This is a genomic window from Ruegeria sp. BI12, from assembly GCF_056537985.1.
The window spans coordinates 1420511-1436979 of record NZ_JBQFSL010000001.1; the positions used below are offsets into that span (position 1 = coordinate 1420511).

Consider the following 16469-nt stretch of genomic DNA (forward strand, 5'->3'; position numbering starts at 1 on the left):
AACAAAGCCCCGGACGAAGGAGGATGTCCGGGGCGCAAATAACGCCGGACATACCGGCAAGGGAGGACAGACTTGGATAACGCGCAGCTGCTGATCAGCGGGCTGGCGAATGGCTGTGTCTACGGCCTTATCGCTCTTGGCTTTGTTCTGATTTACAAAGCCACTGAGGCGGTTAATTTCGCGCAGGGCGATTTCATGATGCTGGGCGCCTTTGTGACAATCGGGCTTACGAATACCGAATATATGGGCCTGCCTTTCTGGTTGGCTCTTCCGATTTCGCTGGGGATCATGGGGGCGTTGGGTTACCTGGTGGATCGCCTGATCATTCGTCGATTGTTTGGGGAAAGCCAAACAGCCGTCGTCATTCTGACCATCGCGTTGGGGTTCGTAATCCGGTTTGTGGCCGGGCTGATCTGGGGGCACGAGCCGCAGACGCTGCAAAACCCGTTGGCAGGCAAAGAAGTTCGATTTGGAGGGCTGGTGCTGGGGATGGAGGACGTCGCCGTTATTGTCGTTACCATCCTTCTGACCTGGGGTCTGTATGTTTTCTTCAGCCGGACCAAATTGGGCCTGGCGATGCAAGGCGCGTCACAAAACCAGTTGGCAGCATATTACATGGGCATCCCGGTAAAGCGCGTACAGGGTTTCATCTGGGCTTTGGCCGGGGTTGTCGCAGGGATTGCAGGGATCTTGTTCGCAGCGAAAGGCTCGGTTGACCCGACCACAGGATTGCTTGGCATCAAGGCCTTTGCCGCAGCCGTTATCGGTGGTTTCGGCAGCCTGCCCGGTGCCCTCGCGGGTGGACTGATCGTCGGGGTGATTGAACCCTTTGCCAGCCGTTACATTGCAGCAGGATACAGTCAGATCGCGCCTTATGCGCTGCTCTTGGCGGTGTTGATTTTCCGCCCCAACGGGTTGTTCAGTCAGGTTCGGGTCAAGAAGGTCTAAGTCATGCGGATTGTGTTCAAAACCAACTATATGCAGGATATCCGACCTTGGAAGGACACCTATCAGCTGTGCCTGTATATTATCTTACTGGCAGCCGTCGCAGCCGCGCCGTGGTGGCTGGATGATTTCTATCTAGGCGAGCTGACAAACGTGCTGATCTGGGCCATAGCGGGACTGGGTCTGATGATCTTAACGGGTCACACCGGTCAGGTCAGTCTTGGCCACGCGGCATTTCTGGCCTTTGGGTGCTATGCCAATGTCATTCTTTTGGAAGCGGGCGTACCGTTTCTGATCGCCTTTCCCTTGGCTGGCATCCTAACCGGATTGGTTGGCGTGACCGTAGCAATCCCGGCCCTGCGGCTGCACGGCATCTATCTCGCGATCTTCACAATGGCCCTGTCCATCCTGATGGATGACGTCATTGTTTTGGCCGAACCGATCACGGGGGGCGTTGCTGGAAAATATCTGGGCGGTGTCGAAATATTCGGGTTTCTGGTCGACCGCTGGGGCACTCCGGTTCAATTTTTCTGGTTGGTCCTAAGCGTGGCGGTTCTGGTGACGCTTGGCTACATCAACCTGTTGCGGGCACCTTTGGGACGTAGCTTTATCGCTGTGCGCGACTCAGAGGTATCGGCGCAGGCAATGGGCGTGGATATTGCCAGGACCAAGATGATCTCATTCGCGTTGTCCTGCGCTGTCAGCGGATGGGCGGGTGCGCTGATGGGCATGTTCTCGGGCGCATTCAACAACGAGACGTTCAGCGTCCTGATTTCAATCCAGTTGCTGATGATGATTGTGATCGGCGGCCTGGGGTCCATTCACGGCGCGTTTCTTGGTGCAATTGTAATCGGGTTCCTGCCTCAGTTCTTATCTATCTCCAAGGAGTACGTGGGTGCCCTTTTCGGTGGCAACACCGTCGCCATTCCGGGGCTGGAATTTGGCATCTTCGGAATGATCCTGATCGCCTTCATCCTATTTGAACCGATGGGTCTGTATGGGCGCTGGCTGAAAATCCGGACGTGGTTCGAGCTGTTTCCGTTTTACCGGAAAGACATGTTCAAACGTCAAAAGTCCTATCTCAAGACGGAGCGCCTGAGATGAGCTTGCTTGAGTTCGAAAACGTCACTCTGAAATTCGGTGGACTGACAGCGGTCAACGATCTGTCTTTTTCGGTCGAGGAAGGGGAAGTTTTTGCCATCGTCGGGCCCAACGGAGCGGGGAAATCCACTGTCTTCAACCTGATCTCGCGGTTCTACGATCCCTTTGCGGGTAATATACACTATGACGGGCATGATTTGCTTGCGGTGAAACCGTCAGGCGTGGCCGCATACGGCGTGGCACGAACATTTCAGAACATCGAACTGTTCGAACACGCCACAGTCCTGCAGAACCTTCTTGTTGGGCGGCACCGCCACCGAAAAACCAACCTGTTGTCCGAGGTGTTGTTTCTGCCCTCGGCGCGGCGGCAGGAACTGGAGAACCGCGAAAAAGTAGAAGAGATCATCGACTTCCTCGACCTTCAGGCATTCCGCGACAAGATGATCTCTGGCCTGCCCTATGGCGTGCGAAAGGTTGTCGAGGTGGCACGTGCTCTGGCCACCGATCCAAAGCTGCTTTTGCTGGATGAACCAGCCTCGGGTCTCTCGGTCGAAGAAACAACAGACATGCGCTGGTGGATTGATGATATCCGGCGGCAGATGGGGATCACGGTTTTGATGGTCGAGCATGACATGGGGCTGGTATCTGGCGTCTCAGACCGCGTTCTTGCAATGGCAGACGGCGCGAAACTGGCGCTGGGAACACCTGCCGAGGTTCAATCGCATCCGGCCGTGGTCGAGGCTTACCTAGGGAAAGCCTCATGAACGCTCCGATACTGACAATCCGCAACGTCGAGAGCTTCTATGGCCCGATCATGGCAATACGAGGGGTTTCTCTGGATGTGCACCCCGGCCAAATCGTTTCGATCCTTGGTGCAAATGGCGCGGGAAAGACAACGTTGATGAAAACCGTTTCGGGCGTGATGGACCCGGAAAAGGGTAAAATCACATTCGACGGCGACGAAATTCAGGGGTCCGAGCCGCACAAGGTTGTCCAAAAAGGTATCGTTCATGTGCCCGAAGGTCGCGAGGTTTTTCCGCTGCTGACGGTCAATGAAAACTTAAGCCTTGGGGCCTATACCCTCAAGGACAAGGGCCAGATCGACCACGACCGTGATTTGGTGTTTTCGTACTTCCCGATCCTCAAGGAACGTCGCAACCAAGAGGCGGGAACATTGTCTGGCGGGCAGCAACAGATGCTGGCAATCGGCCGTGGCTTGATGGCCAACCCTAAAATCATGCTTTTGGATGAACCGTCGTTGGGTTTGTCGCCGTTGTTGGTACAGGAAATCTTTGGCATCCTGGGGCGTCTGAACGATGAACAGAACATGACCATGATGCTGGTCGAGCAGAATGCCAACGCCGCCTTGGAGCTGGCCCATCATGGCTATGTGATGGAAGTCGGGCGCATCGTCATGGATGGCGCCGCGGATGTTTTGATGCAATCCGAGGACATCCAGAACTTCTATCTGGGCGTGCAGGAGGAAGGCGCACGCGAAAACCGCCGCTGGAAACGAAAAAAGACGTGGAGGTGAGACAGATGAACATCAGCACCCTGCCCCCTCAGATCACGGTCAACGGCGTTCGCCTGAACGCAACCCCCGGCCAACGCCCGGTTTGTGTCGACGGAAGCACCACGATTTGCGAACTGTTTCGGAACCGCTGCACTGAGCTTGGTGATCGAACGGCGCACCGAGAAAAGGACCTTGGCATCTGGAGGTCATATTCCTGGACGGACTATTGGCAGCACGCCAAGTGGATTGGGCTGGCCCTGCGCAAATTGGGGCTGCAACGGGGCGAGGTTGTCTCGATCCTGTCCGAGGATCGAAAGGAATGGGCCTGGTTCGACATGGGCATTCAGGCCGTTGGCGGCATCGCATCGGGCGTCTACACCACCGATTCTGCCAGCCAATTGAAATATCTCATAAATGACAGTGACAGCCGATTTCTGATCGTCGAAAACGAAGAGCAGCTGGACAAGTTCCTGCAGGTTGAAGACGAGGTTCCCGGCCTTCTGAATGTCATCATTCTGGACGATGAGGGGCTGCACGATCTGGACCACGCGCGCTGCATCATGATCGACGCGCTATATACTTTGGGCCAGCAGGCCGAGGCTGAAGAACCCGATCGCTTTGAGGCCGAGATAGCTCTGGCATCACCGCAGGACACTGCACTTCTGATTTACACCTCGGGCACCACAGGAATGCCGAAAGGCGCGATGCTGAGCCACGAGAACATATTGGCCGCGATTGAATGCGGGGCCCATGCGCTGCCCGCGCTCGAGTCTGACGAACAGCTATGCTTTCTGCCGCTGTGCCATATTCTTGAACGGGACGTATCTATCTATTTCCCGCTGGCTGCAAAATGCGTTGTTAACTTTGCCGAAAGCCCCGAGACGGTGTTTGCGAACCTGCAGGAAATCTCACCGTCGACCTTCACGGCCGTTCCACGGGTTTGGGAAAAGATCTATTCGTATGTTCAGATCATGACGCAGGACGCAACGCCCACTGGCCGCGCAGCCTTTGGCATGGCGCTGAAAGCAGGGTTCAAGCGTGCGGAATACATATTGGCTGGAAAACCCGTCCCTGCCGGCGTTGCTGCACAGTTCTGGGTGTGGGACAGGTTGGTTCTGCGTAATTTGCGCCGTATGTTGGGGATGGACAAGATGCGTCGTGGCGGTTCGGGCGCTGCCCCGATTTCGACGGACCTGCTAAAATGGTACTGGGCCATTGGCGTGCCGTTGGTCGAAGGGTTCGGGATGACCGAAACCTCGGGCTTGGCGACGCTTAACACAATCGAAAACAACAAGGTCGGAACCATCGGACGCGCGGTTCCCGGAAATGACATCCGGATATCCGACGACGGCGAGATTCAGCTAAAGGGCCTCAACATTTTTCAGGGTTATTGGCGCAATAACGCAAAAACGGCCGAAACTTTCACTGCCGATGGATGGCTGCGAACCGGCGACCTCGGGCATATTGATGAGGATGGCTACGTCACCATCTCAGGCCGAATGAAAGACATCATCATCACTGCTGGCGGCAAGAATATCACCCCGGCCGAGATCGAAAGCCGGTTGAAATTCAGCCACTACATCTCGGACGCGGTGATAATCGGTGATAAGCGAAAGTTCCTGACCGCGCTGATCATGATTGATCAGGAAAACGTCGAGAAATTTGCGCAGGATCGGAAAATCCCGTTTTCAAATTTTGCATCCCTCTGTGCGGCCCCTGAAATCAAAGATCAGATTCAAGGGGAAATCGATGCGGTTAATAAGGATTTTGCACGGGTCGAGCAGATCAAGGACTTTCGCCTGATTGATGTACTTCTGACCGCAGATGACGATGAACTGACCGCAACAATGAAGCTGAAACGCAGCTTTGTCGAAAAGAAACACGGCCATCTTATTGAAGACATGTACAATTAATAAACGAGATAACCTAAAGGGAGGAGAAAGATGAAGAATGTGATCATGCGGCTGGCGGCGGCCACCGCTTTGACGGCTTCGGCGACCCTTGCCAATGCACAGACCCAAGGTGTCACGGATGATGAGATCATCATCGGGTCGGTCAATGACCTGAGCGGTATCTTCGCAGCCGTCGGTGTTCCGGCGACCAAGGGCGCAAATGTGGTGTTTGACCGCGTGAACGCTAATGGTGGCATACACGGGCGGACGATCCGCTATGTTGTCGAGGACAATGGGTATCAGATGCCGCGTGCGATGCAGGGCTATAACAAGCTGCTGAACCGCGACAAGGTGTTCGCAATGCTGCAGTCGCTGGGAACGCCGATGAATGTCGCGGGGTTCAAGCTGTTGGATCCAAAAGGTATTCCCAATGTTGCCCCTTTGTCTGCTGCACGACAGATGTTGCAGGAGCCGATGGACAACAAGTTCACGGCCTTTTCCACGTATTTTGACCAAAGCCGTGTCGGTGTGAAATATCTCGCTGAGCAGTTTGGTGGTCAGTCTGTGTGTTCGATGTATCTGCCAACCGATTTTGGTGAGGAAATCGTCGAAGGCACCAAGGCCGGTGCCGAAGAAGCCGGGATCGCTTTCGTCGCTGAGACCACGCACAAACCGGATGAAACGGATTTCGTGGGCTCACTCAGCAAGTTAAAGGAAGAAGGCTGCGATATCGTAACGATCGCTCTGGGCGTACGACAGGCTATTACAGTTGTCGGCACGGCCAAAAAGATGGGCCTTGCAGATATGAAGTTCCTTGGCACCTCGGCCAGCTTCCTGACCGTTGTTGCGCAAGTGCCGGGCGGTGTGACCGACGGTTTCTATGCCGCCGCATCCTGGCAGGATCTGTGGTCCCGCGCGGAAGACCCCGCCCCTGCCGCCTTTATCGAAGAATATAAAGCGGCAACCGGTGAAGATCCCGTCGGGTTCGCAATGCTGGGATATTCTGCTGCTGAAACGATGGTCAAAGCGCTTGAGGTTGCTGGCCCCGATCTGACGCATGAAAGCTTTATCGCGGCCATGGAAACGCTGGACTATCAGGATGAACTGGTCGGAAACCACATGACTTTCGGACCTGATGACCATCAAGGAGCCGATTCAGTCTATGTGAATGTTGTCGAAAACGGTGCCTGGAAGATGGTGTACGAAGAATAGCGTCCAATCTACATCTCAAACGAAAAAGGGCTCGCGAATGCGAGCCCTTTAAATTTGTGCACTCGGCAGCGAATTAACGCTTCGAGAACTGGAACGAACGACGCGCTTTGCGCTTACCGTATTTCTTACGTTCAACAACACGGCTGTCGCGTGTCAGGAAGCCAGCGGCTTTCAGTGCGCCGCGCAGCGACGGATCGTACAGCTGCAGCGCTTTCGAGATGCCGTGCTTGACCGCACCGGCCTGACCGGTCAGGCCACCACCTTTGACGGTTGCGACAACGTCGAACTCACCTTCGACACCAGCAACCTGGAACGGCTGGCGCAGGATCAGTTGCAGAACGGGACGCGCAAAGTACTTGTCCTGGTCTTTGCCGTTCACGGTGACCTTGCCGGAACCCGGCTTGATCCAAACGCGGGCAACAGCGTCTTTACGCTTGCCGGTGGCATAAGAACGACCCAGCTCGTCACGTACGGGTTCACGTACGATGACTTCTTCGGCCACAACCTCAACGCCTGCAACGGCGCTCAGCTCTTCGAGAGTATTGATCTGATCAGCCATGGTCATTAGCTCCGGGTGTTTTTCTTGTTCATGGATGCAACATCCAGAACTTCGGGCGCTTGCGCCTCATGGGGATGCTCGGCACCGGCATAAACGCGCAGGTTGGTCATCTGCTGACGCGCCAGACGGTTGCCCGGCAGCATGCGCTTGACCGCTTGGGTCACGACGCGCTCGGGGTGCGCACCCTCGAGGATCTGCTGCTTGGTGCGCGACTTGATGCCGCCCGGGTGGCCAGTGTGCCAGTAGAAGTTCTCTTCGCGCTTCTTGCCGGTCATCTGGATTTTGTCAGCGTTGATCACGATGACGTTGTCGCCCATGTCCATGTTCGGGGTGAACGACGCTTTGTGCTTGCCACGCAGGCGCATGGCGACGATCGAGGCAAGACGTCCCAGAACAACGCCCTCGGCGTCGATCAGGATCCATTTCTTGTCGATGTCTGCAGGTGTTGCAGAAAAGGTTTTCATGGCAGGATAGTCCTGTTTGATGTGAAAGACCGCCCCCGTGCGGAGCGGTCCGAATTCGATGTTGGGTATTTAGAGGGACCCTTGTTGCGCGTCAAGAACATGAAATCTAAAATTATCATGCGATTACAAAGAGTTAAAAAATAGGTATCATTTTACCCCAAAAATTTGCCTTCGGTTTTCCGCAAAATGCTTGGTCCCGATATACTGTCGCTAATCAGCTATCGAAAAAGGGAGTGGATACAGAATGGATTGGCAACAAACCATCGCCGATTACGGGGCGGCATGGCAAGAAACGGATCAAGGAAAGCGTCTGGACCTTCTCAAACGATGTTTCGCCGCAGACGGTACATATGTCGACCCAACTGCCAAAGTCAGCGGGCGGTCAAACTTGTGCAACCATATAGGGGATGTCCTGCAAAGTTCTGACGGTCGGGTCGATCTGACCAGCAAACCGAATAATCACCACGATGTCGTCCACTTCACTTGGCACATGATTGATGCCGACGGCAGCGTTATGGTCACGGGCCACGATTTCGTTCAATTTGATGAACAAGGGCAGATTTCACATCTTGCCGGGTTCTTTGGGGATCCCGCCCCATTAACTTAGAATACTAGACGCTGATCTGTTCAGGTGGATTATCCAAAAGCGCCCGCAGGCGTTGCATCGCGTCTTCGAAGCGTTCCAGCGATACGTGCCCATTCATTGCAATGCGTACCGCGTTGGGGGCTCGTCCGTCCCGCAGCGCGAACTCGTCTGCGGACCGAAGCTGAATACCTTCCCGTTCGGCCGCACGGCTAAACGCTGCGGCGCGCCAGCCTGATGGAAGGTTCAGCCAGACAAACGGAACATCCGGCGCCCAGTTAAGATCAAAGCCTCCCAATGCGTTGACCGTGACTCTGACATAGTCACCCATCCGAGCGCGGACATCCCTTGCGATCTTTCGAGTGCGCGGATCGGACAGCAAGAGTCGGGTCAACTCGGCAAGAGGTTGCGCCAACCCAAAATAGCCGTATTCGGCCGAGCGTCGAAGGTCGACACTGCGTTCGCGCGGGGCGATGGCAAACCCAACCCGCAAAGCAGGCGTCAGGATTTTTGAGATCGACGAAACATGCCAACCCCGTTCGGGCGCAAGCGCGCGATAGCTGGGCTCGCGCGCGTCGCCCATCCGATAACAATCATCTTCGATGATCTGCAAATCATGGCGGCGGGCGACTTCGACAACCTCTTTTCGACGCTCCAGCGGTGTATGCGTTCCGGTTGGATTTTGCACTTCGGGCGAGACGCAAACCGCTTGCGCCCGGGTCTGACGCAAAATGTGATCCATAGCCTGAGGGTCGATGCCCCACTTATCCATCTTAACGCCGACGACCTCGGCCCGCATCAACTCACCCGCTCTGCGGAAACCGGCATAAGACAGATCCTCCACCAGGACGACAGGCTTAGGGCCGCGCAGGATGGTCTGAAACACCAGGCAAAGGCCGTTTTGCCCGCCGTGGGTCAAAACAACATCATCATGGGTCAACGCGCCAAGTGGCAGATCTGAGAGCCATTCAACGACGGCTTCGCGCATGGGTTGGTACGCATCACGTGTCGGATAATTCATCAGCAACTGGGGGTCGGCATTCGACACTTTCTTCAGACATTCTCGTATCAACGCCACCTGCCCCACATCCGGCAATCTTGGGCTGAACAGGCTGACATCAGCGTTGTACTTGTCGTCGCGCAAGTGGAGTTGTCTTGCCCATACATCGTCAAGCAACGGTGATTTTGGAGGAGCCACAAATGTACCACGCCCAACCTCGGCTTGTAGCAATCCTTCGTCCGTTAGAATCGTATACGCCCGGGCAACCGTGCCGGGCGTAATTTGTAATCGATACGCAAGTTCCCGGACCGGAGGTAGTTTGACCCCGACCTCCAGCGCCTTGTTCTCAATTGCTTTTCGTATTGTGTCGGCGACCAGAGTATACTTGGGACCTTTGGATTTTGGGAGCGCCTCTGGCCAAATTGTATCCATTACAATTCTTCCTTTGATTTTGACACAATCATGAATGTATCACACACATGTACCGAACAATTATACTTTGTGTCAATACAATTTGAAAGGAAACCCAAGATGACACGCCATATGCACAACCCCGCCCTCATGCTGCTGAACGATAGCCCTCGGCTGCCGATGATTGCCGCGCTGGCCGTGCGGTTTGCGGCGACTGTCACGAAATGGGAACGACAGCGCCGCAGCAGGATTAACCTGTCAAAGCTGGACGATCGGATGCTTAAAGATGTCGGATTGACCCGCCCAGAGGCTGACCGTGAGATCAAACGCTATTTCTGGCAGTATTAACCTATATCCCCAGTCCCTAACGGGACCTCTTCCTAGGCCGGGTTTCATACCCGGCCCTTTTTATCCGAATGCCGCCGCGGCAGACCCTTCGGGTGGCAATGAGTAGGTCATAGTTGCCCGCGCGACAGGCTTGTCAGAGCCTTCGGAGAACATCAGAACGTCCCCAACCGCCAGCGTCTTACCCAGCTTTAACAAGCTGCATCGTGCGATCATATCATTGGACCCATCCGGCTTTCGCATAAAGTCCATAGAACATCCTGTAGTTACAGCCAGCGATTGACGCCCTTTCAAAGCAAGAATCATGGCATAGACGCTGACATCGGCCAGACCGAACATTGACGGACCTGAGACCGTCCCACCGGGGCGAAGATGTCTATCCCCCACTTTCAGGCGCATAGTGATCGAGTTCTCGTCCAAACTGTCAATGACAAAGTCTTTCTCGACCTGCGGAAACACTTGGATCAAATAGTCTGATAGCTGTTCGCGGTTCAAAACCAACGACATACTTCCCCTCCTCGAATTGCCGCCCTAGAGTTGGCCAACATCAGATCGGAGAGCAAGATGGGAATTCTGGAACGTAACGACACGAACGGTGTCGCCCGGTTGAAAATGAACGCGCCCGAGCGCCTGAACGCCCTGAGCGATGAAATGCTGGCAGCCCTTCAGACTGAATTCGACGCCTTAAGCAACGACCAAAGTATTCGCGCCGTGATCCTGTCTGGTGAAGGCAAAGCGTTTTGTGCGGGGCACGATCTGAAGCAAATGACGGCTGGGCGTCAAAGCGAGGATGGCGGAAAGGCCTATTTCCAGGACCTGTTTGCGCGGTGCGCCAAGATGATGCTGTCGATACAGTCCCTCCCCCAACCGGTGATTGCCCAGGTCCATGGTATCGCCACAGCCGCCGGTTGCCAGTTGGTGGCAACTTGCGATCTGGCTATTGCCGCAGAAGGTACGCGCTTTGGTGTTAATGGGGTCAATATTGGGCTGTTCTGCTCGACACCTATGGTGGCCCTCAGCCGGAACATCCCGCGGAAACGGGCGTTTGAAATGCTGACCACGGGCGAATTCATCACCGCCGAACGTGCCGCCGAACTGGGCCTGATCAATCGCGCGGTTCCCGAAAAGGTGTTGGAGCAAGAGACAATGGCGCTGGCGGAACTGTTGGCGGCCAAGCTTGGATCAGCCGTCAAAGTGGGCAAACAGGCATTTTACAAGCAATTGGATATGCCAATCGAACAGGCCTATGCCTATACCGGAGAGGTAATGGCACAGAATATGATGCATCGAGATACCGAAGAAGGAATTTCTGCATTTATCGAAAAAAGATCGCCAAATTGGGATCAATAGAAGGATTATTTGGGGAATTTTTCTCCACTGTTCGCATTTTTGTACTTTCCAAAAGGGCCACACTGTGGCAAAGCTGAGACAAGGCTTTGGCCCAGATACGCTTTTGGGTCGCTGTAGGCGGAAGGTCCCTCCAAGCTGGTTTCTCTCACCGGCGCTGACATCCCCGCCGCGGCGACCCCAAGTACTCCCCCGAAAATACTAGGTATTTTGAGCGAAACTAAGCGTGTGTTGCGTTGCGCGGTGCAGTGCCCTATGTGGCACGTCATGACACAAAAATTGCACATCGTTGGCGGTGGCATGGCAGGATCCGAGGCGGCCTGGCAAGCGGCTGAAATGGGCGTGGACGTCGTTATCCACGAAATGCGGCCCAAAGTTGGTACCTTTGCGCACCAGACCGGCAATCTGGCCGAGATGGTGTGTTCAAACTCATTCCGCTCGGATGACGACGAACAGAATGCGGTCGGACTGCTCCATTGGGAAATGCGCGCGGCCAATGGGATCATAATGACCACTGCCGATACATATCGCCTGCCGGCCGGCGGCGCTCTGGCTGTGGATCGCGACCCATTTGCCGAAGCGGTGACCGCGAAACTGCAGGCCCATCCGCGGGTTGAAGTGACAGGCGAAGAAGTTACAGCCTTGCCCGAAGACGGCCACTGGATCATAGCGACCGGTCCGTTGACTTCGTCATCTTTGGGTGAATCGATACGTTCCGAAACTGGCGCCGAGGCTCTGGCGTTTTTCGACGCCATTGCCCCGATTGTCTATGCGGATAGCATCGACATGAGCCAGGCGTGGATGCAGTCCCGTTATGACAAGGGCGAGACAGAGGAAGAGCGCACGGCCTACCTGAATTGCCCAATGGACCGCGATCAGTACGAGGCGTTCATCGACGCCCTGCTGGCGGCGGATAAAACGGAATTCCATGAAGGTGAGACCGCTGGGTATTTCGACGGTTGCCTGCCCATCGAGGTTATGGCGGAACGCGGCCGTGAAACACTGCGCCACGGACCGATGAAGCCGGTCGGCTTGACCAATCCGCATCAGCCTGACGTCAAACCTCATGCGGTCGTTCAGCTTCGCCGCGACAATGCCTTGGGTACTTTGTTCAACATCGTCGGCTTCCAGACCAAGATGAAATATGGCGCGCAAACCGAAGTGTTTCGCATGATCCCCGGGCTTGAGAACGCCAGTTTTGCGCGTTTGGGCGGAATTCACCGGAATACATTCATCAATTCTCCGACATTGCTGGATTCGCAGATGCGGCTGAAATCAAAACCAAATATTCGGTTTGCCGGCCAAATTACCGGTGTCGAAGGATATGTGGAAAGTGCCGCCATGGGCTTGTTGGCCGGTCGAATGGCCGCCGCCGAGATACTGGGCCGTTCCCTGCCCGATATCCCGCAGGACAGCGCCATGGGCGCGTTGATCCACCATATAACGGGCGGAGCCGAGGCAAAGACATTCCAACCCATGAACGTCAACTTTGGCCTGTTTCGCCCGGTTGACGGCCTCAAAGGTGGTCGCCGAGGTCGTAAAGACCGATATAAGGCCTATACCGACCGGGCCAAAGCGGAATGGACCGACTGGCTGGCGCATTGTACTGAACCGGCCTAACATGCGGGTATGAGCGATAAATACCTCAAAGACGCCTACGGGCTTGATACGCCCGAGGCCACCCGCGCGCATTATCAGAAATGGGCATCGTCATACGACGCCGAAGTCGGCTCGCACGGATACGCCACACCCGGCCGTGTAGCCGACGCGCTTTGGTCCCAGATGCCCGAACCACAGACGCCTGTTCTGGACTACGGCTGTGGAACCGGTTTGTCCGGCAAGGCCCTGCATGATGCGGGATTTCAGGTGATCGATGGTATCGACCCCACGCCAAAGATGCTGGAGGGGGCACAGGCCAAAGAAGTCTATAGAAACCTCACGACGTTTGAGATCACCGATCCGGAACCGCTTGAGCAAGACGCATACAAGGCAATCACTGCAATTGGCGTAATCGGCACCGGCGCTGCCCCACCCGAAACATTCGACCTGTTGATGAAGGCGCTGCCCAAAGGTGGCCTATTGGCGTTTTCTTTCAATGATCACACGCTGGACGATCCGTCCTTCACCTCTCGCCTGAACGATTGGCTGGACATGGGTGCTGCGCGATTGTTGTTTCGCGAATACGGGCCACACCTTCCGGGAATGGACCTTAAATCTGACGTATATGTTGTTGAGAAGACGTGACATTCACAACCAGATTTGCCCCATCTCCAACGGGGCCGCTTCATCTTGGCCACGCGTATTCTGCTCTCCTCGCCGGTGATATGGCAGCCGCTGAAGGCGGGCAGTTTCTGTTGCGGATCGAAGATATCGATCGATCCCGCTGTCGCCCCCATTGGGAAGAACAGATTTACGACGACCTGAATTGGCTTGGGATAACCTGGCCGGAACCCGTGATGCGGCAATCGTCTCGTATGTCGACATATGAAGACGCGCTGAGATCCTTGTGGTCGCAGGGCCTGCTGTACCCATGTAGTTGTAATCGCCGGGACATTGCCGCTGCAGTCGGCGCACCGCAGGAAGGCGTTCCACTGCATGGGCCAGATGGGATCATCTATCCGGGCACGTGCAGGGATGCATCGGCCCGAGTTGGACCTATGCCCGTGGATTTACCCCTGCGACTGGACATTTCGAAGGCCGCAAACTCCTTGTCAAATCTATTTAAGATCACCGCCCAACAATCAGTAAAAACAGCGTTATTTGAAGAAAGTGGCGCCAGTCCATGCGGGCTGACAGGACAAATTCCCTTTACGGCCAAAGAGCTGACCGACACAATCGGAGACGTTGTTCTGTCCCGTCGTGAAATGGGAACGTCATACCATCTTTCCGTCGTTCTCGATGATGCCGCGCAAGGCATAACCCACGTCGTGCGTGGCCAGGATCTGTTCGAAGCAACGCGAATCCACGTCCTGCTGCAGGCTTTGCTTGGCTTGCCGACACCCTTCTATCATCATCACAAGCTGATCCGCGATGACGCAGGCAAACGCTTGGCCAAACGTGACGATGCCCGCGCCATTTCCAAATACCGCGCCGAAGGCGTTTCCGCGAAACAGATAAGGGCAATGGTCGGGCTTTAATCGCCCTATTCCATTGGGCCCATAAGTTCGACTTCTGCATCATCCCGAACAGCAGTGTAAAAACAGGTGCGTCGGTTGGTGTGACAGGCCGCGCCGGTCTGTCGCACCAGAACAAGCAGACAGTCTCGGTCACAATCGACCCGAAAATCAACCAGTTCTTGCACGTGGCCTGAGGTTTCGCCTTTGATCCAGAACGATTGACGCGACCGCGACCAATACGTTACGCGGCGCGTTTCCAGTGTTTTTTCAATCGCTTCCGCGTTCATCCACGCCATCATTAACACCTCGCCCGAGGCCTCATCTTGTGCGATGGCTGGAATCAGACCAGCGTCATTGTACGTCAGGTTGGACGGATCGAAGGTGACGGTCTCAGACATTGTAAAAACCTTTTGCATCCCGTTGGATGCTCACTATGTATGGGGAACACGCAACGAGGGAAAGCCATGTCTGGCGAGAACGACCTGATAAAGCTCTATTCCGGGCGCATTCTGGCCCTGGCTGCGGATATTCCGCATCTGAAACGGTTGGAAAACCCAGATGCAACCGTAAAGAAACGTTCGCCTTTGTGCGGGTCTACCGTAACCGTGGACGTCAAGGTTGAGGACGGCCGCGTATCCGGATTCGGTCAGGATGTTAAGGCCTGCGCCTTAGGCCAAGCTTCTGCTTCGGTTGTCGGTTCAGCGGTGATTGGCGCGACACGCGCACAGATCGAAACGGCGAGAGATCAGTTGTCAGCGATGCTGAAAAAAGACGGCCCTGCCCCAGATGCACCGTTTGACGGGCTCGAGGTTCTCATCCCTGCGCGTGACTACAAGAACCGACATGCATCTATCCTGCTGGCACTGGATGCCACAGCCGAAGCGATGGAACAGGCCGAACAGGCCAACTGCGCCTGATGATGGCAATTCAGTTCAAACCCATCTAACCTCTGCGCATATTTGGGGGAGAATTTGGTTTGAACAGTTTGCTGGAACATTTCGTAACCCTCTGGGTGGTCATTGATCCGATCGGCACGATACCCGTCTTTATTGCTGTAACGGCTGGACTTGGCGCCGCGGCGCGTCGCAAAACAGCCTTCCTGGCTGCGCTCATCAGTGCCGGGGTTTTGCTGTTCTTCCTGGTTTTTGGGCAGGTGGTGATCGAGGCGCTGGACATCGGCCTGAACTCGTTCCAGGTGGCCGGAGGAATCATCCTGTTCCTGTTTGCCCTGACCATGATCTTTGGTGAAAGCAAACAGGATGTTGAACAACGCGAGGCGGAAGACGATCAGGAAGATAGGTTCCACGAACACAACCCAGCAATCTTTCCGCTTGCCGTGCCGTCACTAGCGTCTCCGGGTGCGATGTTGGCGGTGGTTATCCTGACAGACAACAACCGCTACAGCGCTGCCGATCAGGGTATCACGGCATTGGTCATGCTGTCTGTCGTGGCCATCGCGTTTGTTTTGATGCTTCTGGCCGAACCGATCATTCGACTGATTGGTCATTCAGGTGCCGCCATTATCAGCCGCATCATGGGAATGATACTGGCGTCGGTTGCCGTGAATTCAGTACTGTCTGCGATGCTGGAAATCTTCAAAACCGGACAGCTATAAAAAAACCGCCGCACCTTCCGGGCGGAAAGGGCGGCGGCAGGTAATGCGTGTCTCGCGTGGGATCCGGATTTCCGCGCAGGGCCGAGGCATGGCCCTTTCAAGGGAAATGGGACAGGCAGGTCACCCTTGACTGATATGGGGACGACAGCGCGGTGTTTTCGGCACGAGATCGCAGGCAGAAAGGGTCAGAACGCTCCGGGCAGATGAAGGGCAACCACCAGCATCACCACTAACGAAACCGCACCCGCCGCATCCTGCAATAGCGTGGATTGCGAACGGCTAATGGCGGTTTTGATCTGGGTCAGCATAGTCTCACCTCCGGTTGGGTTTTAATCCTTTGTTGACCTTTTGTTCTCATATTTCGCC

At 55.2% G+C, this 16469-nt stretch carries 20 protein-coding genes; 14 read left to right on the forward strand and 6 right to left on the reverse strand.

Annotated elements, in window-relative coordinates; translation table 11 throughout:
* Nucleotides 1-72 precede the first annotated feature (72 nt).
* From ACR0AK_RS07310 to ACR0AK_RS07335, 6 genes are read left to right on the forward strand one after another with little or no spacing between them, the layout of a single operon-like run.
* On the forward strand, nt 73-948 hold the full coding sequence (locus tag ACR0AK_RS07310; RefSeq protein ID WP_170557355.1) for a branched-chain amino acid ABC transporter permease: 876 nt from the start codon (nt 73-75) through the stop codon (nt 946-948).
* A 3-nt stretch (nt 949-951) separates the two neighbouring features.
* Entirely contained in the window at nt 952-2049 is a 1098-nt protein-coding gene (locus ACR0AK_RS07315; protein WP_480792863.1) for a branched-chain amino acid ABC transporter permease, read from the forward strand.
* On the forward strand, nt 2046-2810 hold the full coding sequence (locus ACR0AK_RS07320) for an ABC transporter ATP-binding protein (protein WP_480792864.1): 765 nt from the start codon (nt 2046-2048) through the stop codon (nt 2808-2810). Before ACR0AK_RS07315 ends, ACR0AK_RS07320 begins: the two co-directional genes overlap by 4 nt.
* Nucleotides 2807-3580, forward strand: a complete 774-nt coding sequence (locus ACR0AK_RS07325) for an ABC transporter ATP-binding protein (protein WP_480792865.1) — start codon at nt 2807-2809, stop codon at nt 3578-3580. Before ACR0AK_RS07320 ends, ACR0AK_RS07325 begins: the two co-directional genes overlap by 4 nt.
* A 5-nt stretch (nt 3581-3585) precedes the next feature.
* A complete protein-coding gene (locus ACR0AK_RS07330) occupies nt 3586-5472 on the forward strand; it encodes an AMP-dependent synthetase/ligase (RefSeq protein WP_480792866.1) in 1887 nt (628 codons plus the stop codon).
* Nucleotides 5473-5502: 30 nt separating this feature from the next.
* Entirely contained in the window at nt 5503-6663 is a 1161-nt protein-coding gene (locus ACR0AK_RS07335) for an ABC transporter substrate-binding protein (RefSeq protein WP_480792867.1), read from the forward strand.
* A 73-nt stretch (nt 6664-6736) separates the two neighbouring features.
* Here the strand turns inward: ACR0AK_RS07335 and rpsI are convergent, their stop codons facing one another.
* Nucleotides 6737-7222, reverse strand: a complete 486-nt coding sequence (gene rpsI, locus ACR0AK_RS07340; RefSeq protein WP_058271904.1) for a 30S ribosomal protein S9 — start codon at nt 7220-7222, stop codon at nt 6737-6739.
* A 5-nt stretch (nt 7223-7227) separates the two neighbouring features.
* On the reverse strand, nt 7228-7686 hold the full coding sequence (rplM, locus tag ACR0AK_RS07345) for a 50S ribosomal protein L13 (protein ID WP_010440027.1): 459 nt from the start codon (nt 7684-7686) through the stop codon (nt 7228-7230).
* 244 nt (nt 7687-7930) lie between these two features.
* Here rplM and ACR0AK_RS07350 point away from each other — a divergent pair, with 244 nt between their 5' ends.
* Nucleotides 7931-8293, forward strand: a complete 363-nt coding sequence (locus ACR0AK_RS07350; RefSeq protein ID WP_480792868.1) for a nuclear transport factor 2 family protein — start codon at nt 7931-7933, stop codon at nt 8291-8293.
* A 4-nt stretch (nt 8294-8297) separates the two neighbouring features.
* Here ACR0AK_RS07350 and ACR0AK_RS07355 read toward each other — a convergent pair whose 3' ends face one another.
* Nucleotides 8298-9701, reverse strand: coding sequence for an aminotransferase-like domain-containing protein (locus tag ACR0AK_RS07355; RefSeq protein WP_170557369.1), 1404 nt, complete (start codon nt 9699-9701; stop codon nt 8298-8300).
* A 99-nt stretch (nt 9702-9800) separates the two neighbouring features.
* Between ACR0AK_RS07355 and ACR0AK_RS07360 the strand changes: the two genes are divergently transcribed.
* A complete protein-coding gene (locus tag ACR0AK_RS07360) occupies nt 9801-10028 on the forward strand; it encodes a DUF1127 domain-containing protein (protein WP_170557371.1) in 228 nt (75 codons plus the stop codon).
* 60 nt (nt 10029-10088) lie between these two features.
* Here the strand turns inward: ACR0AK_RS07360 and ACR0AK_RS07365 are convergent, their stop codons facing one another.
* On the reverse strand, nt 10089-10532 hold the full coding sequence (locus ACR0AK_RS07365) for a PaaI family thioesterase (RefSeq protein WP_170557373.1): 444 nt from the start codon (nt 10530-10532) through the stop codon (nt 10089-10091).
* 39 nt (nt 10533-10571) lie between these two features.
* Here ACR0AK_RS07365 and ACR0AK_RS07370 point away from each other — a divergent pair, with 39 nt between their 5' ends.
* The 4 genes from ACR0AK_RS07370 to gluQRS all read left to right on the forward strand — a co-directional run bounded on the left by ACR0AK_RS07370 (nt 10572) and on the right by gluQRS (nt 14509).
* Nucleotides 10572-11375, forward strand: a complete 804-nt coding sequence (locus ACR0AK_RS07370; RefSeq protein WP_480793644.1) for an enoyl-CoA hydratase — start codon at nt 10572-10574, stop codon at nt 11373-11375.
* 264 nt (nt 11376-11639) lie between these two features.
* Nucleotides 11640-12992: a methylenetetrahydrofolate--tRNA-(uracil(54)-C(5))-methyltransferase (FADH(2)-oxidizing) TrmFO gene (gene trmFO, locus ACR0AK_RS07375; RefSeq protein WP_480792869.1), complete on the forward strand. Its 1353-nt coding sequence runs from the start codon at nt 11640-11642 to the stop codon at nt 12990-12992.
* 9 nt (nt 12993-13001) lie between these two features.
* Nucleotides 13002-13616 (forward strand): class I SAM-dependent DNA methyltransferase, encoded by a 615-nt coding sequence (locus ACR0AK_RS07380; protein ID WP_170557379.1) that lies wholly within the window; start codon nt 13002-13004, stop codon nt 13614-13616.
* Nucleotides 13613-14509 carry a tRNA glutamyl-Q(34) synthetase GluQRS gene (gene gluQRS, locus ACR0AK_RS07385; RefSeq protein ID WP_480792870.1) on the forward strand — a complete coding sequence of 299 codons (897 nt, stop codon included), beginning with the start codon at nt 13613-13615 and terminating at the stop codon, nt 14507-14509. The genes ACR0AK_RS07380 and gluQRS overlap by 4 nt, the downstream gene beginning before the upstream one ends.
* A gap of 5 nt (nt 14510-14514) precedes the next feature.
* On the opposite strand, the gene hisI is transcribed toward gluQRS, so the two are convergent.
* Entirely contained in the window at nt 14515-14904 is a 390-nt protein-coding gene (gene hisI, locus ACR0AK_RS07390; RefSeq protein ID WP_480792871.1) for a phosphoribosyl-AMP cyclohydrolase, read from the reverse strand.
* A gap of 48 nt (nt 14905-14952) precedes the next feature.
* Here hisI and ACR0AK_RS07395 point away from each other — a divergent pair, with 48 nt between their 5' ends.
* Both ACR0AK_RS07395 and ACR0AK_RS07400 read left to right on the forward strand, forming a co-directional pair.
* On the forward strand, nt 14953-15405 hold the full coding sequence (locus tag ACR0AK_RS07395; RefSeq protein ID WP_480792872.1) for an iron-sulfur cluster assembly scaffold protein: 453 nt from the start codon (nt 14953-14955) through the stop codon (nt 15403-15405).
* Between the two features lie 59 nt (nt 15406-15464).
* Nucleotides 15465-16103, forward strand: a complete 639-nt coding sequence (locus tag ACR0AK_RS07400) for a MarC family protein (RefSeq protein ID WP_170557387.1) — start codon at nt 15465-15467, stop codon at nt 16101-16103.
* Nucleotides 16104-16288: 185 nt separating this feature from the next.
* Here ACR0AK_RS07400 and ACR0AK_RS07405 read toward each other — a convergent pair whose 3' ends face one another.
* Nucleotides 16289-16411 carry a hypothetical protein gene (locus ACR0AK_RS07405; protein ID WP_302477268.1) on the reverse strand — a complete coding sequence of 41 codons (123 nt, stop codon included), beginning with the start codon at nt 16409-16411 and terminating at the stop codon, nt 16289-16291.
* Between the last annotated feature and the right edge of the window lie 58 nt (nt 16412-16469).

What these genes read in the sequence shown, in the direction of transcription:
- ACR0AK_RS07350 (WP_480792868.1), top strand. Translation starts at nt 7,931, where the DNA reads ATGGATTGGCAACAAACCATCGCCGATTACGGGGCGGCATGGCAAGAA.
- trmFO (WP_480792869.1), top strand. Translation starts at nt 11,640, where the DNA reads ATGACACAAAAATTGCACATCGTTGGCGGTGGCATGGCAGGATCCGAG.
- ACR0AK_RS07365 (WP_170557373.1), bottom strand. Translation starts at nt 10,532, where the DNA reads ATGTCGTTGGTTTTGAACCGCGAACAGCTATCAGACTATTTGATCCAA.
- ACR0AK_RS07355 (WP_170557369.1), bottom strand. Translation starts at nt 9,701, where the DNA reads ATGGATACAATTTGGCCAGAGGCGCTCCCAAAATCCAAAGGTCCCAAG.
- rpsI (WP_058271904.1), bottom strand. Translation starts at nt 7,222, where the DNA reads ATGGCTGATCAGATCAATACTCTCGAAGAGCTGAGCGCCGTTGCAGGC.
- ACR0AK_RS07405 (WP_302477268.1), bottom strand. Translation starts at nt 16,411, where the DNA reads ATGCTGACCCAGATCAAAACCGCCATTAGCCGTTCGCAATCCACGCTA.
- ACR0AK_RS07315 (WP_480792863.1), top strand. Translation starts at nt 952, where the DNA reads ATGCGGATTGTGTTCAAAACCAACTATATGCAGGATATCCGACCTTGG.
- rplM (WP_010440027.1), bottom strand. Translation starts at nt 7,686, where the DNA reads ATGAAAACCTTTTCTGCAACACCTGCAGACATCGACAAGAAATGGATC.
- ACR0AK_RS07380 (WP_170557379.1), top strand. Translation starts at nt 13,002, where the DNA reads ATGAGCGATAAATACCTCAAAGACGCCTACGGGCTTGATACGCCCGAG.
- hisI (WP_480792871.1), bottom strand. Translation starts at nt 14,904, where the DNA reads ATGCAAAAGGTTTTTACAATGTCTGAGACCGTCACCTTCGATCCGTCC.
- ACR0AK_RS07360 (WP_170557371.1), top strand. Translation starts at nt 9,801, where the DNA reads ATGACACGCCATATGCACAACCCCGCCCTCATGCTGCTGAACGATAGC.
- ACR0AK_RS07330 (WP_480792866.1), top strand. Translation starts at nt 3,586, where the DNA reads ATGAACATCAGCACCCTGCCCCCTCAGATCACGGTCAACGGCGTTCGC.
- ACR0AK_RS07320 (WP_480792864.1), top strand. Translation starts at nt 2,046, where the DNA reads ATGAGCTTGCTTGAGTTCGAAAACGTCACTCTGAAATTCGGTGGACTG.
- ACR0AK_RS07395 (WP_480792872.1), top strand. Translation starts at nt 14,953, where the DNA reads ATGTCTGGCGAGAACGACCTGATAAAGCTCTATTCCGGGCGCATTCTG.
- ACR0AK_RS07325 (WP_480792865.1), top strand. Translation starts at nt 2,807, where the DNA reads ATGAACGCTCCGATACTGACAATCCGCAACGTCGAGAGCTTCTATGGC.
- ACR0AK_RS07335 (WP_480792867.1), top strand. Translation starts at nt 5,503, where the DNA reads ATGAAGAATGTGATCATGCGGCTGGCGGCGGCCACCGCTTTGACGGCT.